This window comes from Kitasatospora xanthocidica (assembly GCF_014656195.1).
Lineage (GTDB): Bacteria > Actinomycetota > Actinomycetes > Streptomycetales > Streptomycetaceae > Kitasatospora > Kitasatospora xanthocidica.
This window is the reverse complement of record NZ_BNBY01000028.1, coordinates 63,263-78,083: the sequence shown is the minus strand read 5'-3', so window position 1 is coordinate 78,083 and position 14,821 is coordinate 63,263. Positions and strand designations below refer to the sequence as shown.

The following is a 14,821-nucleotide window of genomic DNA, read 5'->3' as shown; positions in this document are numbered from 1 at the left end:
CCAGGAGCCCGGTATGGCCTTCAACCTCCGGAACAGGCACTTCCTCAAGGAGCTCGACTTCACGCCCCAGGAGTTCCGCTTCCTGGTGGACCTCGCCGCCGGGCTCAAGGCGGCGAAGTACGCGGGCACCGAGCAGCCCAGGCTGCGGGGCAAGAACATCGCGCTGATCTTCGAGAAGACCTCGACCCGCACCCGCTGCGCCTTCGAGGTGGCCGCCCACGACCAGGGTGCCACCACCACGTACCTGGACCCGGCGGCCTCGCAGATCGGCCACAAGGAGTCCATCAAGGACACCGCCCGGGTGCTCGGCCGGATGTTCGACGGGATCGAGTACCGCGGTCACGGCCAGGAGGTCGTCGAGGAGCTCGCCGAGCACGCCGGTGTCCCGGTCTGGAACGGCCTCACCGACGAGTGGCACCCGACCCAGATGCTGGCCGACGTGCTCACCGTCACCGAGCACACCGTCAAGCCGCTCACCGACGTCGCCCTCGCCTACCTCGGCGACGCCCGCTCCAACATGGGCAACTCACTGCTGGTCACCGGGGCCCTGCTCGGCATGGACATCCGGATCGTCGCCCCGCGCGCCCTCTGGCCGACCGAGGACGTGCAGAAGTCGGCGCGGGCCCTGGCCGAGTCGACCGGCGCCCGGATCACGCTGACCGAGGACGTGGCCGAGGGCGTGGCCGGCGCCGACTTCCTCTACACCGACGTCTGGGTCTCGATGGGCGAGCCCAAGGAGGTCTGGGCCGAGCGGATCGAGCTGCTCAAGCCCTACCAGGTCTCCATGGACACCGTCCGGGCCACCGGCAATCCGGCCGTGAAGTTCCTGCACTGCCTGCCCGCCTTCCACGACCTGGGCACGGTGGTCGGGCGGCAGATGTTCGAGGCCACCGGCATGACCGAGCTGGAGTGCACCGACGAGCTGTTCGAGTCGCCGCACTCCATCGTCTTCGACCAGGCCGAGAACCGGCTGCACACCATCAAGGCGGTCCTGGTCGCCACCCTCGGCTCCTGAGCAGCCGCCCGAGGAACGGCCTGACGAGCCGAGGGGCAGCCTGAGGAGCCCCCGGTCAGCCGTCCAGCTTGACGCAGCCCACCCGGTCGCCCGCCGCGTGCGGGCCGGCCGGCGTGCCCGCGTGCAGCACCAGCGAGCGTGCCCCGCCCGGGCGCGGCTGCCAGTCCACCGCCGCCGTCGCGGTGCCCCTGCCGTGCCCGTCGGTGCGCAGCACCAGGCGCAGCTCGTTGCGCCCGTTGGCGTACGCCGGGTCGGTGGACGGCTGCACCGGGTCGACCACGTGCTGGTAGTGGGGGCCGGAGGAGGCCGGGTCGGCCCCGCAGCTGCCGGTGTGCAGGTGCGCCGGGAACTCGTGGTCGGGGGCGAGCCCGGACACCGTCAGGGTGAGCACCGTCCGCCCGGGCACCGAGCGGTCGGTGGCGACCCGGACGTGCGAGCCGTACGGCACCAGGTCGTCCGCGTAGCTGACCGCGGTCGGCGGGACGAAGGCGGTGGCCGGGTCGAAGGCGGCCTCGACGACGGAGACCCGCGAGGTGGCGGGGGCGAGCAGGGCCAGCGGCAGCAGGGCGGCGGCGAACGGAGCGGTCATCGGCGGACCTTCTGGAGCAGGGGGGCGGTCGCCCTGCTCAACGAGGCCGGGCCGCCCGGGACACCCCGGTGGGCGCGCCGCCGCTCACTGCGGCTCGCGCCGGATGCCCCGGATCTCGCAGCGCGGCCCGCTGGCCCGCATCAGCCGCAGGTCGGCGGTGACCAGCGGCGCGCCGTACCGCTCGGCGACCGCGACGTACGCGGCGTCGTCCGGGGTCAGGTTGTCCTTGAGTTCCCAGATCCGGCCGAGCAGCGGTGCCACCTCGACCTTGCGGATCGCCACCGCGGCCAGCTCGCCGGTGAGTTCGGCGACCCGCTCGGCGGTCAGCTCCTTGGCCAGGTAGAGGCCGCGCAGCGACTGCATCACCTCGACCGTGATGTGCTCGGGCGCCAGCCATTCCCCGTCGGCGGCGAGTTCGGCCCGGGCGGCGGCCCCGCGCGGGCCCTCGTCGGCCAGCGCCAGCATCAGCGCGGACGCGTCCACCACGATCATCTTCAGGTCCCCTCCGCCGGTCACGGGACCGGGCACGTCACCGGTCACGTCACCGATCACCGTACCGGGCCCGCCGGTTCGGGTGGCGGGGGGCCGGTTCAGCCCCCGAGCAGCAGCCCGGCGAGCACCGAGGCGGCGTTGGCGGTGGCGGAGGCGGCCCAGGGGAGTGCGGTGCGCGGCGCCAGTCCGGTGAGCGGGGCGAGCAGGGCGCCCTCGGCGAGGCAGACGCCGGCCTCGCCGAGCCCGAAGGCGGTCCAGTACGCTGCGGCGGGCCCGGCGGCGTACGGCTGCAGGGACCACCAGAGCAGCGGGTGCGTCGCCAGGTTGACCAGGACGGCGGCACCGGCGGCCCGGGAGGGGCGCAGTCCGCCGGCCCGGGTGAGCGCGACGGTGTAGACGGGCACCTCGACCAGCAGGGTCAGGGCGAGGGCGAGGGCGTAGGGCACGGCGGGGATCGTGCCACGGGGAGGGGCGCATGACCACCGGGGCGGTACCCGCGTCGGCGTCGACGGTCGGAGGAGCCGACGGAGCAGGCGCGTCCGGGCCGGTCTGGCCGGCGCCGGGCCCGGCCGTCCGGCTGGGCGCCGCGCCGTTCGCGGGTTTCGCGCTGTCGGCCGTCCTGGCGCTGGCGCTGGCCCTGCGGGCGCCGACCGGTCTGGCGGTGCTGGGCCTGGCCGCCTTCGGTCTGCTGCACAACGTGCTGGAGCTGCGCTACGTGGCGGGCCGTTTCGCCGCCGTGCTGGCCGGGCCGCTGCTGCGGCTGCTGCTGGCGCTGGTGACGGGCATCGTGCTGTGCCGGCTGCTGCCGCCCTCCCGGCTGTCCCAGTCGGCGGAGATCCTGCTCGCTTACGGCCTGCTGGCGGCGGCCTGCCGGTACGGGCTGCGCGGGCGGCCGTGGCTGCTGACCGCGAGCGCGGTGCTGCTGGCGGCGGCCGGCGCGGTCTCGCTGGCCTTCCCGGCGTACCACTTCGTGGCGCTGGCGCACCTGCACAACGTGGTGCCGCTGCTGTTCCTGGCCGAGTGGTCGCGTCGGCTGCGGCGCGGGCGGGCGGCGTTCCTGGCGCTGCAGGGCGTCTGGGTGCTGCTGGTGCCGGCGTTGTTGCTGAGCGGGCTGCTGGACGGGCTGCTGAACGGCCCGCTGTCGGGGCGCCCGGGCGGCTGGACGGACCGGCTGGCCGCCGCGTACACCCCGCCGGCCTGGCTGACGCCGGAGGCGGGGCTGCGCTTCCTGGCGGTGTTCGCCTTCCTCCAGACGATGCACTACGTGGTCTGGGTCTGGTTCCTGCCGCGGTACGCGCCGGAGGCGGCGGAGCGTTTCGAGGCCCGGGTGCCGGTGCTGCGCGGCGGCCGGGCGTGGTTGCTGGGCGCGGGGGCCGGGGTGCTGCTGGCGGTGCTGTTCGCGGTGGACTACGCGCAGGGCCGGTCGTTGTACGCGGCGCTGGCGAGCTACCACGCGTACCTGGAGTTCCCGGTGCTGCTGACGCTGGTGCTCGGCGCCGGCGCGCGGTCCGGTACGGAGTGGAGCGTGGATGGAGTGGAGGTGAAGAGATGAGGACGATCCTGCTGGCGGACATCGCCCCCTCGCCGACCGGCGGTTCCGGTGGTGAGCTTGTGGTGGTGCTGCTGATGGCGGCCGCGGTGGTGGCGGGTGCGGTCTGGCTGATCAGGCTGGAGCGCAAGCGGCGCGGCCCGGACGGCGAGTGAGCCACGGCATGCACTATGGTTTATCTCGACATCGAGATAACTCACCCTTACGATATATCTCGACATCAAGATACTTGCCGAGAGGCGCTCACCGGCGATGCGGGCAAGGTAAGCCTAAGTAAGGCTGACCTTACCACCGCGTGGCGGCCGGATATCGCACGAAGCACCCAGAAGGAGTCAGTCGTGTCCGCGAACAGCTTCGACGCCCGCAGCTCGCTGCAGGTGGGCGACGAGTCGTACGAGATCTTCAAGCTCTCCGCCGTCGAGGGTTCCGAGCGGCTGCCGTACAGCCTCAAGGTGCTGCTGGAGAACCTGCTGCGCACCGAGGACGGCGCGAACATCACCGCCGACCACATCCGCGCCCTCGGCAACTGGGACGAGAACGCCCAGCCGAGCCAGGAGATCCAGTTCACCCCGGCCCGCGTGATCATGCAGGACTTCACCGGCGTGCCGTGCGTGGTCGACCTCGCCACCATGCGCGAGGCCGTGAAGGAGCTGGGCGGCGACCCGGCCAAGATCAACCCGCTCGCCCCGGCCGAGCTGGTCATCGACCACTCGGTCATCGCCGACAAGTTCGGCACCAAGGACGCGTTCACCCAGAACGTCGAGATCGAGTACGGCCGCAACAAGGAGCGCTACCAGTTCCTGCGCTGGGGCCAGACCGCCTTCGACGAGTTCAAGGTCGTCCCGCCGGGCACCGGCATCGTCCACCAGGTGAACATCGAGCACCTGGCCCGCACCGTCATGGTCCGCGGCGGCCAGGCCTACCCGGACACCTGCGTCGGCACCGACTCGCACACCACCATGGTCAACGGCCTGGGCGTGCTGGGCTGGGGCGTCGGCGGCATCGAGGCCGAGGCCGCGATGCTCGGCCAGCCGGTCTCCATGCTGATCCCGCGCGTCGTCGGCTTCAAGCTGACCGGCGAGCTGCCGGCCGGCACCACCGCCACCGACCTGGTGCTCACCATCACCGAGATGCTGCGCAAGCACGGTGTGGTCGGCAAGTTCGTCGAGTTCTACGGCGACGGCATCGGCTCCATCCCGCTGGCCAACCGCGCCACCATCGGCAACATGTCGCCGGAGTTCGGCTCGACCTGCGCGATCTTCCCGATCGACGCCGAGACCATCAGCTACCTGAAGCTCACCGGCCGCGACGAGCAGCAGCTCGCCCTGGTCGAGGCGTACGCCAAGGAGCAGGGCCTCTGGCACGACCCGTCGGTCGAGCCGGTCTACTCCGAGTACCTCGAGCTGGACGTCTCCACCGTCGTCCCGTCGATCTCCGGCCCGAAGCGCCCGCAGGACCGCGTGATCCTGGCCGAGGCCGCGAGCAAGTTCGCCGAGGCGCTGCCGACCTACTCCGCCGAGGCCTCGAAGCCGACCACCGTCACCGCCCCCGACGGCTCGACCTACGAGATCGACAACGGCGCGGTCGTGATCGCCTCGATCACCTCCTGCACCAACACCTCCAACCCCTCCGTCATGCTGGGCGCCGCCCTGCTGGCGAAGAAGGCCGTGGAGAAGGGCCTGCACGTCAAGCCCTGGGTCAAGACCACCCTGGCGCCCGGCTCCAAGGTCGTCATGGACTACTACGAGAAGGCCGGCCTGCTCCCGTACATGGAGAAGCTGGGCTTCAACCTGGTCGGCTACGGCTGCGTCACCTGCATCGGCAACTCGGGCCCGCTGCCCGAGGAGGTCTCGGCCGCCGTCAACGAGGCCGACCTCGCGGTCGTCTCGGTGCTCTCCGGCAACCGCAACTTCGAGGGCCGGATCAACCCCGACGTCAAGATGAACTACCTGGCCTCCCCGCCGCTGGTGGTCGCCTACGCCCTCGCGGGCAACATGAACATCGACATCACCAAGGACGCCCTGGGCCAGGACGCCGACGGCAACGACGTCTTCCTCGCCGACATCTGGCCGTCCGAGCAGGAGGTCGCGGCCACCGTCGCCGGCTCCATCGACGAGGCGATGTTCGACAAGGGCTACCAGGACGTCTTCGCCGGTGACCACCGCTGGCAGTCGCTCCCGGTCCCGACCGGCAACACCTTCGAGTGGGACGCCGAGTCCACCTACGTCCGCAAGCCCCCGTACTTCGAGGGCATGGCCAAGACCCCGAGCCCGGTGACCGACATCGCCGGTGCCCGCGTCCTGGCCAAGCTGGGCGACTCGGTCACCACCGACCACATCTCCCCGGCCGGCAACATCAAGCCGGGCACCCCGGCGGCGCAGTACCTGACCGCCAACGGTGTCGAGAAGCGCGACTTCAACTCCTACGGTTCCCGTCGTGGCAACCACGAGGTGATGATCCGCGGCACCTTCGCCAACATCCGCCTGCGCAACCAGATCGCGCCGGGCACCGAGGGCGGCTACACCCGCGACTTCACCCAGGCCGACGCGCCGGTGTCGTTCATCTACGACGCCTCGCAGAACTACCAGGCCGCCGGCACCCCGCTGGTCGTCCTGGCCGGCAAGGAGTACGGCTCCGGCTCGTCCCGTGACTGGGCCGCCAAGGGCACCGCGCTGCTCGGCGTCAAGGCCGTCATCGCCGAGTCCTACGAGCGCATCCACCGCTCGAACCTGATCGGCATGGGCGTCCTGCCGCTGCAGTTCCCGGAGGGCGAGAACGCCGACTCCCTCGGCCTGACCGGCGAGGAGACCTTCTCCTTCACCGGCGTGACCGAGCTCAACGAGGGCCGCACCCCGAAGACCGTCAAGGTCAAGGCCGGGGATGTGGAGTTCGACGCGGTCGTCCGCATCGACACCCCCGGTGAGGCGGACTACTACCGCAACGGCGGCATCCTGCAGTACGTGCTGCGCTCGCTCATCGGCTGAACTCCGGTTCAGTAGCTCCTGAAGGGGGCCGGACCCGCGACTCCGCGGGCCCGGCCCCCTTTTGCATGCTGCGCCGACCCGGCCCGCCCCCTTGTGCGGTGAACGGCGGATGGACTAAACCTCTGTCCCATCTGGTCCAGACCATTTGACGCCGCTTCAGAGAACGGGTCCGGTATGCCAACTCGCGCCTCAGCCCTGCTCGCCGCCGCCACCGTCGCCGCGCTGCTCGCCGCCCCCGCCACCGCCGACGCCGCCGACGGACGGCACGGCCCGACGTTGAAGGGCCAGCGGGTCGGCTACTTCACCCAGTGGGGCGCCGACAGCTCCGCCAAGCGGGTCCAGGAGTCCGGCCAGGCGGCCAGGCTCACCGTCGTCAACTACGCCTTCGGCAACGTCTCCGCCGACGGCACCTGCTTCGAGAGCGACGACGCGGGCCAGGGCGACGCCCGCAACGACTACCAGCGCGCCTTCTCCGCCGCCGAGTCGGTGGACGGCGTCGCCGACGCCCCGGGCCAGAAGCTGAAGGGCCACTTCAACCAACTGCGCAAGCTCAAGGCGAAGAACCCGCAGCTGCGCACGGTCATCTCGCTGGGCGGCTGGAGCTGGTCCAAGTACTTCTCGGACGCGGCCGCCACCGACGAGGCCCGGAAGAAGTTCGTCTCCTCCTGCATCGACCTCTACCTCAAGGGGAACGTGCCGGTCCTGGCCGGCTCCCCGGAGGGCGGCAAGGGCGCGGCCGCGGGCGTCTTCGACGGCATCGACATCGACTGGGAGTACCCGGGCGGCGGCGGGGACGCGGGCAACGTGGTCCGCCCCGAGGACGGCCGCAACTACACCCTGTTGATGCGGGAGTTCCGCACCCAGCTGGACGCGCTGTCCGGCTCCGGCACCAGCGCCGGCACCAGCGCCGGCACCAGCAGCAGCTCCGGCACCGGCGGCAAGAAGGGCAGGCACTACCTGCTCACCGCCGCCGTCGCCGCCAACGAGACCGTCGCCGACCGGCTCGAACTCCCGGAGCTGAGCCGGTCGGTGGACTGGCTCAACGTGATGACCTACGACCTGCACGGCCCCTGGGAGGGCACGGGCCCGGCGAACCACCAGGCCAACCTCTACTCCGACCCGGCCGACCCGGACCCCCGCCGACGCAGCGCCGACACGGCCGTGACGCACTACCAGGAGCGCGGCCTGCCCGCCCGGCAGCTCGTCCTCGGCGCCCCGCTCTACGGCCACGGCTGGACGGGCGTCGCCCCCGGCGACCGCGGCGGCCTCTACCAGAGCGCCACCGCCGCCGCGCCCGACCACTCGTACCAGGAGATCAACGCGCTGCCGGGCAAGGTCTACGTGGACCGCGACCACGGCGCGTCCTGGAAGTACGACGGCACCACCTTCTACAGCTACGACACCGCCGAGGTGCTCACCCGGAAGGCGCGGTACGCGCGCTGGAACGACCTGGGCGGCGTGATGGTCTGGTCGCTGGACGGCGACGACGCCCGGGGCAGCGCGATCGCCGCCCTGGACCGCGGCCTGCGCCGCGACTGACCCGGCGGCCCCTACGGCGGGCCCCCGGACGTCAGGACGTCAGGACCGTCAGGCCCGGTCGCAGGCCTGTGCCCGCAGGGCGCGGGCCAGGTCGTCCCGGCGCTCCAGCACCAGGCGGCGCAGCGCCGGCGCGGCCTGCGGGTGCCCGTCCAGCCAGGCGTCGGCCTCGGCCAGGGTCGACTCGTCGGTGTGGGCGCTCGGGAAGAAGCCGGCGACGAACCGCATCGCGACCTCGATGGTCCGCTCGGCCCAGATCCGCTCCAGCAGCTTGAAGTACGGAGCCGCGTAGAGGGCGGTCAGATCGCGGTGGGCGGGCACCGCGAAGCCCGCGATGTTGGCCTCGACGAGGGCGTTCGGCAGCTCGTCCGAGTCGACCACGGCCGACCAGGCGGCGGCCTTGGCCTCCGGGGTGGGCCGGGCGGCCAGGCAGTGGGTGTACTGGCGCTTGCCGCCGGCGGTGTTGTCGGCGGCCAGTTCGGCGGCCAGCTCCTCGTCGGAGGCCTGCCCGGCGGCGGCCAGGGCCAGCCACAGCGACCAGCGCAGCTCCTGGTCGACCTCCAGGCCGTCGATCCGGGCGCTGCCGGCCAGCAGGCCGCGGACCAGGCCGAGATGCTCGGCGCCGCCCGCGGTCTGGGCGAGGAAGCGGGCCCAGGCCAGCTGGTGGTCGCTGCCGGGGACGGCGTCGCGCAGCTCGCGCAGGGCGCCGTCGGCGAGCAGTCGGCCGCCCTCGGCGCGCCAGGCCGGGTCGGCGTACAGGTCGACGGCGGTCTTGGCCTGGAGGTGCAGCGACTGCAGCACGCCGATGTTGCCCTCCTGGCCGGCGAAGCGCAGCACCAGGGCGACGTAGTCGCGGGCCGGCATCAGGCCGTCCCGGGTGAGGTTCCAGACGGCGGACCAGGCCAGGGCGCGGGACAGCTCGTCGCGGATGTCGCCGAGGCCGGTGCGCAGGGTCTCCAGGGAGTCCTGGTCGAAGCGGATCTTGCAGTAGGTCAGGTCGTCGTCGTTGAGCAGGACCAGCGCCGGGCGGGGGCGGCCGGCCGCCCCGGTGACGACGGTGCGGGCGCCGGTGACGTCCAGCTCGATCCGCTCGGTGCGCACCAGGGCGCCGTCGGAGTCCCGGTCGTACAGGCCGAGCGCGATCCGGTGCGGGCGCAGCACTTCGCCGTCCTGCAGCACGGCGAGCTCGGTGATCCGGCCCTCGGCGTCGGTGGTGACCTGCGGGGTGAGCGAGTTCACGCCGGCGGTCTGCAGCCAGGCGGCGGCCCAGGCCTTGAGGTCGCGGCCGCTGGTCTCCTCCAGGATGTCCAGCAGGTCGGTGAGCTCGGTGTTGCCGAAGGCGTGCCGCTTGAAGTAGCGGCGGGCGCCCTCGAAGAAGGCCTCCGAACCGGCGTACGCCACCAGCTGCTTGAGGACGGAGGCGCCCTTGGCGTAGGTGATGCCGTCGAAGTTGAGCTTGGCGTCCTCGAGGTCCCGGATGTCCGCGGTGATCGGGTGCGTGGTGGGGAACTGGTCCTGCCGGTACGCCCAGGCCTTGCGCTGGTTGGCGAAGGTGACCCAGGCGGAGGAGTAGCGGGTGCGGGCGCCGATCAGGCCGTAGGAGCCCATGAAGTCGGCGAAGGACTCCTTCAGCCAGAGGTCGTCCCACCAGCGCATGGTGACCAGGTCGCCGAACCACATGTGCGCCATCTCGTGCAGGATGACGTTGGCCCGGGCCTCGTAGGCGGCGTCGGTGACCTTCGAGCGGAAGACGAACTCCTCGCGGAAGGTCACGCAGCCGGGGTTCTCCATCGCGCCGATGTTGTACTCGGGGACGAAGGCCTGGTCGTACTTGCCGAAGGGGTACGGGTAGTCGAACTCCTCGTGGAAGAAGTCGAGGCCGAGCTTGGTGACGCCGAGGATCTCCTCCGCGTCGAAGTACGGGGCGAGGGAGCGCCGGCACATCGCGGAGAGCGGGATCTCCAGGGTGGTGCCGTCGGCGAGCTCGCGGCTGTAGTGGTCGCGGGCGACGTGGTACGGGCCGGCGACGACCGCGGTGAGGTAGGTGGAGATCGGCTTGGTCGGCGCGAACTCCCAGGTACGCGCGGAGTCCTCGGCGGTGACGGACTCGTGCGGCGCGTTGGACCGGACGTCCCAGGCGGCCGGGGCGGTCACGGTGAAGGTGAACGGGGCCTTCAGGTCGGGCTGTTCGAAGGTCGCGAACACCCGGCGGGCGTCGGCCGGCTCGTAGTGGGTGTAGAGGTAGGTCTCGCCGTCCACCGGGTCGACGAAGCGGTGCAGGCCCTCGCCGGTGCGGCTGTAGGCGCAGTCGGCCTCGATGGTCAGCTCGTTCTCGGCGGCCAGGCCGTCCACGTGCACCCGGGCGCCGTCGTAGGCGGTGGCCGGGTCGAGGGCGCGCCCGTTGAGGGTGACCGAGCGGACGGCGGGGGCGAGCAGGTCGAGGAAGGTGCCGGCGCCGGGCTGGGTGCAGCGGAAGGCGACCGTGGTGGTGGAGCGGAACGTGGCGGCCGCCGGGTCGGGGGCCGAGGTCACGTCGAGCCGGACCCGGTAGCCGTCCACGGCCAGGATGCTGGCCCGCTGCTGGGCTTCGTCGCGGCTGAGGTTCTTGCCCGGCACGGCGGTACTCCTTTGTCCGGCTCGCACGGTGGTGCGCGGATGGGTGGTGCGGTCTCGGCGCACGGGTGTCGGCCGCGCACGCGGGGTCATCCTTTCACGCGTTCCGCCGTCGGTACCATTGCACAGGCCGACGCGCCCGGGGCGGAATCAGCGGCGTCGAGCGGGCGTTGGGGTCCTGCGGGGGAGTTCACCCCTGCCTCGGATCACCTCACGAAGGACGACACGCAGTGACCACTGCCGTTGAGCGCAAGACCGCCGACTTCTGGTTCGACCCGGCCTGCCCGTGGGCGTGGATGACCTCCCGCTGGCTGATCGAGGTCCAGCAGCTGCGCCCGGTCGACGTGCGCTGGCACGTGATGAGCCTCTCGGTGCTGAACGAGCACCGGGACCTGCCGGACAACTACCGCGAGCTCCTGAACAACGCCTGGGGCGCGGTGCGGGTCTGCATCGCCGCCGCCGAGAAGCACGGCGAGGAGGTGCTCGGCCGGCTCTACACCGAGCTGGGCGTGCGCTTCCACAACCAGGGCCTGCCGCAGGACCGGGAGACCATACAGGCCGCCCTGGTGGCCGCGGGCCTGCCCGCCGAGCTGGCCGACGCGGCCGGCACGGACATCCACGACGAGGCCCTGCGCGCCTCCCACAAGGAGGGCATCACCCTGGTCGGCGAGGACGTCGGCACCCCGGTGATCGCGGTCGAGGGCGCGGACGGCGAGCGGGTCGCCTTCTTCGGCCCGGTGGTCACCCCGGCCCCGAAGGGCGAGGCCGCGGCCCGGCTCTGGGACGGCACCCTGCTGGTGGCCTCCACCCCGGGCTTCTACGAGATCAAGCGCACCCGGACGGCCGGCCCGTCCTTCGAGTAGTCCCCGGCCCCGGCCCCGAGCCGGAGCGCGGCAGGGCCCGGTACCGCGAGCGGTACCGGGCCCTGCGCGTGGACGGCGGCTCAGCGGGCGGCGGCGTCCCGGCGCTGCTTGAACAGACCGGCGGTGACCAGCGCCGCGACCAGCACCCCGGCCGCGTACAGCTGCTCCCGGTTGCCCTCGGTGGTGGTCATCAGCGCGAGGATGCCGGCCACGGCGGCCATCGCGACCCAGGTCAGGTACGGGTAGCCCCACATCTTCACGGTGAGCAGCTCGGGAGCCTCGCGCTCCAGCCGGCGGCGCATCCGCAGCTGGACCGCGCAGATGAACAGCCAGACCACCAGGATCGCCACGCCGGTGGTGTTCATCAGCCAGGTGAACACGGTGTCCGGCCAGAACTTGGCGGCCAGCACGGCGCCGAAGCCGAACAGGCAGGAGGCCAGCACGGCCCGGCGCGGCACCCCGCCGCTGACCTTGGCCAGCGCCTTGGGGCCCTGGCCGCGGCCGACCAGCGAGTACGCCATCCGGGAGGCGCCGTAGATGTTGGCGTTCATCGCGGACAGCAGCGCGACCAGCACCACCACCTGCATGATCGCCCCGGCGCCGGGCACCCCGAGGTGGCGCAGCACGGTGACGTACGGGCCGTCGGCGACGACCGCCGGGTCCTGCCAGGAGACCAGGGTGACCACCAGGGCCATCGAGCCGATGTAGAAGATCGCGATCCGCCACACCGCGGTGCGCACGGCGTTGGCGACGTTCTTCTTGGGGTCGTCGGACTCGGCGGCGGCGATGGTGACGGTCTCCAGACCGCCGTACGCGAAGACCGAGGCCAGCAGGCCGACGATCAGGCCGTCGACGCCGTTGGGCAGGAAGCCGCCGTGGCCGGTGAGGTTGGCCGTGCCGGGGGCGCCGGGGCCGAGCACCCCGGCGACGCCGAGCCCGCCGAGGACCAGGAAGGCGACGATCGCGGCGACCTTCACGGTGGCGAACCAGAACTCGAACTCACCGAAGTTCTTCACCGCGGTGAGGTTGCTGGCGCAGAAGAAGACCATGAACAGGGCGACCCAGACCCAGGACGAGACGCCCGGTATCCAGCCGTTGACGATCTTCCCGGCGGCGGTGGCCTCGGCGGCGACGCCGCAGCAGAGCATCACCCAGTACATCCAGCCCGCCGTGATCCCGGCCCACGGGCCGATCTCCTTCTCGGCGTGCACCGAGAAGGAGCCCGAGGCGGGGCGGGCGGCGGACATCTCGCCGAGCATCCTCATGATCAGCATGACCAGCAGGCCGGAGAGCACGAAGGCCAGGATGATCGCCGGGCCGGCGGCCGCGATGCCGGCGCCGGAGCCGACGAAGAGGCCGGCGCCGATCACGCCGCCGAGGGCGATCATCGACAGGTGGCGCTGCTTCAGCCCGTGGGAGAGCTGCTGGCTGCCCGGTGCCGGGGTGGCGGCGTCGGTGGTCCCGGGCGCCGGGGGCGCGGAGGTGGGGGCCATAGGGGTGGTTCCAGACTGTGCGGTATGCGGCATGAGCTGTCCAATATCCGGTGGGGCCTCTGTTCATGCCAACCACCTCCGGTTCGGGACCACATTGCGGACCGGGCCGGAACGGAGGGTGCCCGGGTGGTCACCCCGTGTCGCTTCGGGCCGGTTCCGACAACGCCCCGGGGTGGGGGTTTGTCCGAAACCGTGCAGGTCGCGCAGTGGATCACCGCGTAGGTTCACAGGTGTTCACTCACCTGGACCCCACGGAGGGACCCCCGATGGCCACTGCCACCACCCCGATACCGCGCCGCGCCGTCCTCGCCGACCTGCTGCCCGCCGCCTCCACCCGCCTCGGCGGCCAGGTCCGCGACCTGGCCCTGGTGGCCGGCGGCGCCGCGCTGACCGGCGTGGCCGCCCAGCTGTCCGTCAACGTCCCCGGCTCGCCGGTACCGGTCACCGGCCAGACCTTCGCCGCCCTGCTGGTCGGCACCGCGCTCGGCGCCCGCCGCGGCGTCGCCTCGCTCGCCCTCTACCTGCTCGCCGGCATGGCGGGGATGCCCTGGTTCGCCGAGGGCACCTCCGGCTGGGCGATGCCCTCCTTCGGCTACGTGCTCGGCTTCGTCCTCGCCGCCGCCCTGACCGGCGCGCTGGCCCGCCGCGGCGCCGACCGCAGCCCGGTCAACACCGCCGTCACCATGGTCCTGGGCAGCCTCGCCATCTACGCGGTCGGCGTCCCCTACCTGGCCTTCGCGCTGGACGTGCCGCTCGCCCGCGCCGCCGAGCTCGGCCTCTACCCGTACCTGGTCGGCGACGCCCTCAAGGCCGCCTTCGCCGCCGGGGCCCTGCCGCTCGCTTGGAAGCTCCTCGGCAAGCGCTGAGGGCCCGCCGTGATCGGGCCGCTCGCGCCCGGCTCGCACCCGCGTGCCACACTCATGGCATGCGCGTGTACCTGGGCTCCGACCATGCCGGATACGAACTGAAGAACCACCTCGTGGAGTGGCTCAAGGGGGCCGGCCACGAGCCGGTCGACTGCGGGCCGCACATCTACGACGCCGAGGACGACTACCCGCCGTTCTGCCTGCGCGCCGCCGAGCGCACCGCCGCCGACCCCGAGGCCCTGGGCATCGTGATCGGCGGCTCGGGCAACGGCGAGGCGATCGCCGCCAACAAGGTCAAGGGCGTCCGGGCCGCACTGGCCTGGAGCACGCAGACCGCCGAGCTCGGCCGTCAGCACAACAACGCCAACGTGATCTCCATCGGCGGCCGGATGCACACGGAGGAGGAGGCCACCAAGTTCGTCGAGGTCTTCCTCGCCACCCCGTACAGCGGCGAGCCGCGGCACACCCGCCGGATCGAGATGCTGAGCGAGTACGAGACCACCGGCGAGCTCCCGCCGATCCCGGCCCACCACCCCCAGGGCTGATCCCACCCCCCCCGTCCGCCAACGGCCGGCCGCACGCTCCCGTGCGGCCGGCCGCCGCCGTCCCCGGCCGCCGCAGTCCCGGGCCCCGGTCGCCCTGTGGGATCGGACACAGGCCCCGGCGCGCGGACGGCCCCGCGCGCGGGGCGCACGCGCCGACCACGAGATTCGTACGCCCAACCGGTGTACGCCTCCTGACGACGCGCCCGTGACCACCCCGATCGGCCGAAACCCACTGAGCGCCCCGCACCCCGGCGCACCCGCCCGCGTCCGAGCCGT

The 14,821-nt window shown here is 72.4% G+C and carries 13 protein-coding genes; 8 read left to right on the top strand and 5 right to left on the bottom strand.

Annotated features, from left to right (window positions below):
* Positions 1-13 precede the first annotated feature (13 nt).
* Positions 14-1,015, top strand: a complete 1,002-nt coding sequence (argF, locus tag IE332_RS33130; protein ID WP_189923762.1) for an ornithine carbamoyltransferase — start codon at positions 14-16, stop codon at positions 1,013-1,015.
* A gap of 55 nt (positions 1,016-1,070) precedes the next feature.
* Here the strand turns inward: argF and IE332_RS33125 are convergent, their stop codons facing one another.
* The 3 genes from IE332_RS33125 to IE332_RS33115 form a co-directional block, all read right to left on the bottom strand.
* The gene (locus IE332_RS33125) at positions 1,071-1,604 is read right to left on the bottom strand and encodes a superoxide dismutase family protein (RefSeq protein ID WP_189923760.1); all 534 of its coding nucleotides are present in this window, start codon (positions 1,602-1,604) and stop codon (positions 1,071-1,073) included.
* A gap of 84 nt (positions 1,605-1,688) precedes the next feature.
* The gene (locus IE332_RS33120) at positions 1,689-2,144 is read right to left on the bottom strand and encodes a type II toxin-antitoxin system VapC family toxin (RefSeq protein WP_229929097.1); all 456 of its coding nucleotides are present in this window, start codon (positions 2,142-2,144) and stop codon (positions 1,689-1,691) included.
* 50 nt (positions 2,145-2,194) lie between these two features.
* Positions 2,195-2,542 (bottom strand): hypothetical protein, encoded by a 348-nt coding sequence (locus tag IE332_RS33115; RefSeq protein WP_189923758.1) that lies wholly within the window; start codon positions 2,540-2,542, stop codon positions 2,195-2,197.
* A 29-nt stretch (positions 2,543-2,571) separates the two neighbouring features.
* Between IE332_RS33115 and IE332_RS33110 the strand changes: the two genes are divergently transcribed.
* The 4 genes from IE332_RS33110 (at position 2,572) to IE332_RS33095 (ending at position 8,168) form a co-directional block, all read left to right on the top strand.
* Positions 2,572-3,648, top strand: coding sequence for a hypothetical protein (locus IE332_RS33110; RefSeq protein WP_189923756.1), 1,077 nt, complete (start codon positions 2,572-2,574; stop codon positions 3,646-3,648).
* Positions 3,645-3,800, top strand: coding sequence for a hypothetical protein (locus tag IE332_RS33105; protein ID WP_189923754.1), 156 nt, complete (start codon positions 3,645-3,647; stop codon positions 3,798-3,800). Before IE332_RS33110 ends, IE332_RS33105 begins: the two co-directional genes overlap by 4 nt.
* Positions 3,801-3,983: 183 nt before the next feature.
* Entirely contained in the window at positions 3,984-6,629 is a 2,646-nt protein-coding gene (gene acnA, locus IE332_RS33100) for an aconitate hydratase AcnA (protein WP_189923752.1), read from the top strand.
* A 174-nt stretch (positions 6,630-6,803) separates the two neighbouring features.
* Positions 6,804-8,168: a glycoside hydrolase family 18 protein gene (locus tag IE332_RS33095; RefSeq protein ID WP_189923750.1), complete on the top strand. Its 1,365-nt coding sequence runs from the start codon at positions 6,804-6,806 to the stop codon at positions 8,166-8,168.
* Positions 8,169-8,216: 48 nt separating this feature from the next.
* On the opposite strand, the gene pepN is transcribed toward IE332_RS33095, so the two are convergent.
* Entirely contained in the window at positions 8,217-10,781 is a 2,565-nt protein-coding gene (pepN, locus tag IE332_RS33090; protein ID WP_189923748.1) for an aminopeptidase N, read from the bottom strand.
* A gap of 227 nt (positions 10,782-11,008) precedes the next feature.
* Here pepN and IE332_RS33085 point away from each other — a divergent pair, with 227 nt between their 5' ends.
* Positions 11,009-11,641 carry a mycothiol-dependent nitroreductase Rv2466c family protein gene (locus tag IE332_RS33085; RefSeq protein WP_189923746.1) on the top strand — a complete coding sequence of 211 codons (633 nt, stop codon included), beginning with the start codon at positions 11,009-11,011 and terminating at the stop codon, positions 11,639-11,641.
* 80 nt (positions 11,642-11,721) lie between these two features.
* Here IE332_RS33085 and IE332_RS33080 read toward each other — a convergent pair whose 3' ends face one another.
* Positions 11,722-13,134, bottom strand: coding sequence for an amino acid permease (locus tag IE332_RS33080; RefSeq protein WP_189923738.1), 1,413 nt, complete (start codon positions 13,132-13,134; stop codon positions 11,722-11,724).
* A gap of 266 nt (positions 13,135-13,400) precedes the next feature.
* Between IE332_RS33080 and IE332_RS33075 the strand changes: the two genes are divergently transcribed.
* Entirely contained in the window at positions 13,401-14,000 is a 600-nt protein-coding gene (locus IE332_RS33075) for a biotin transporter BioY (RefSeq protein WP_189923736.1), read from the top strand.
* Positions 14,001-14,059: 59 nt separating this feature from the next.
* Positions 14,060-14,545: a ribose-5-phosphate isomerase gene (locus IE332_RS33070; protein ID WP_189923734.1), complete on the top strand. Its 486-nt coding sequence runs from the start codon at positions 14,060-14,062 to the stop codon at positions 14,543-14,545.
* Positions 14,546-14,821: the final 276 nt, after the last annotated feature.

Excerpts from the sequence above, each read along its gene's own strand:
- argF (WP_189923762.1), top strand. The coding sequence starts at position 14 with ATGGCCTTCAACCTCCGGAACAGGCACTTCCTCAAGGAGCTCGACTTC.
- IE332_RS33125 (WP_189923760.1), bottom strand. The coding sequence starts at position 1,604 with ATGACCGCTCCGTTCGCCGCCGCCCTGCTGCCGCTGGCCCTGCTCGCC.
- IE332_RS33110 (WP_189923756.1), top strand. The coding sequence starts at position 2,572 with ATGACCACCGGGGCGGTACCCGCGTCGGCGTCGACGGTCGGAGGAGCC.
- IE332_RS33105 (WP_189923754.1), top strand. The coding sequence starts at position 3,645 with ATGAGGACGATCCTGCTGGCGGACATCGCCCCCTCGCCGACCGGCGGT.
- IE332_RS33095 (WP_189923750.1), top strand. The coding sequence starts at position 6,804 with ATGCCAACTCGCGCCTCAGCCCTGCTCGCCGCCGCCACCGTCGCCGCG.
- IE332_RS33080 (WP_189923738.1), bottom strand. The coding sequence starts at position 13,134 with ATGGCCCCCACCTCCGCGCCCCCGGCGCCCGGGACCACCGACGCCGCC.
- IE332_RS33075 (WP_189923736.1), top strand. The coding sequence starts at position 13,401 with ATGGCCACTGCCACCACCCCGATACCGCGCCGCGCCGTCCTCGCCGAC.
- IE332_RS33070 (WP_189923734.1), top strand. The coding sequence starts at position 14,060 with ATGCGCGTGTACCTGGGCTCCGACCATGCCGGATACGAACTGAAGAAC.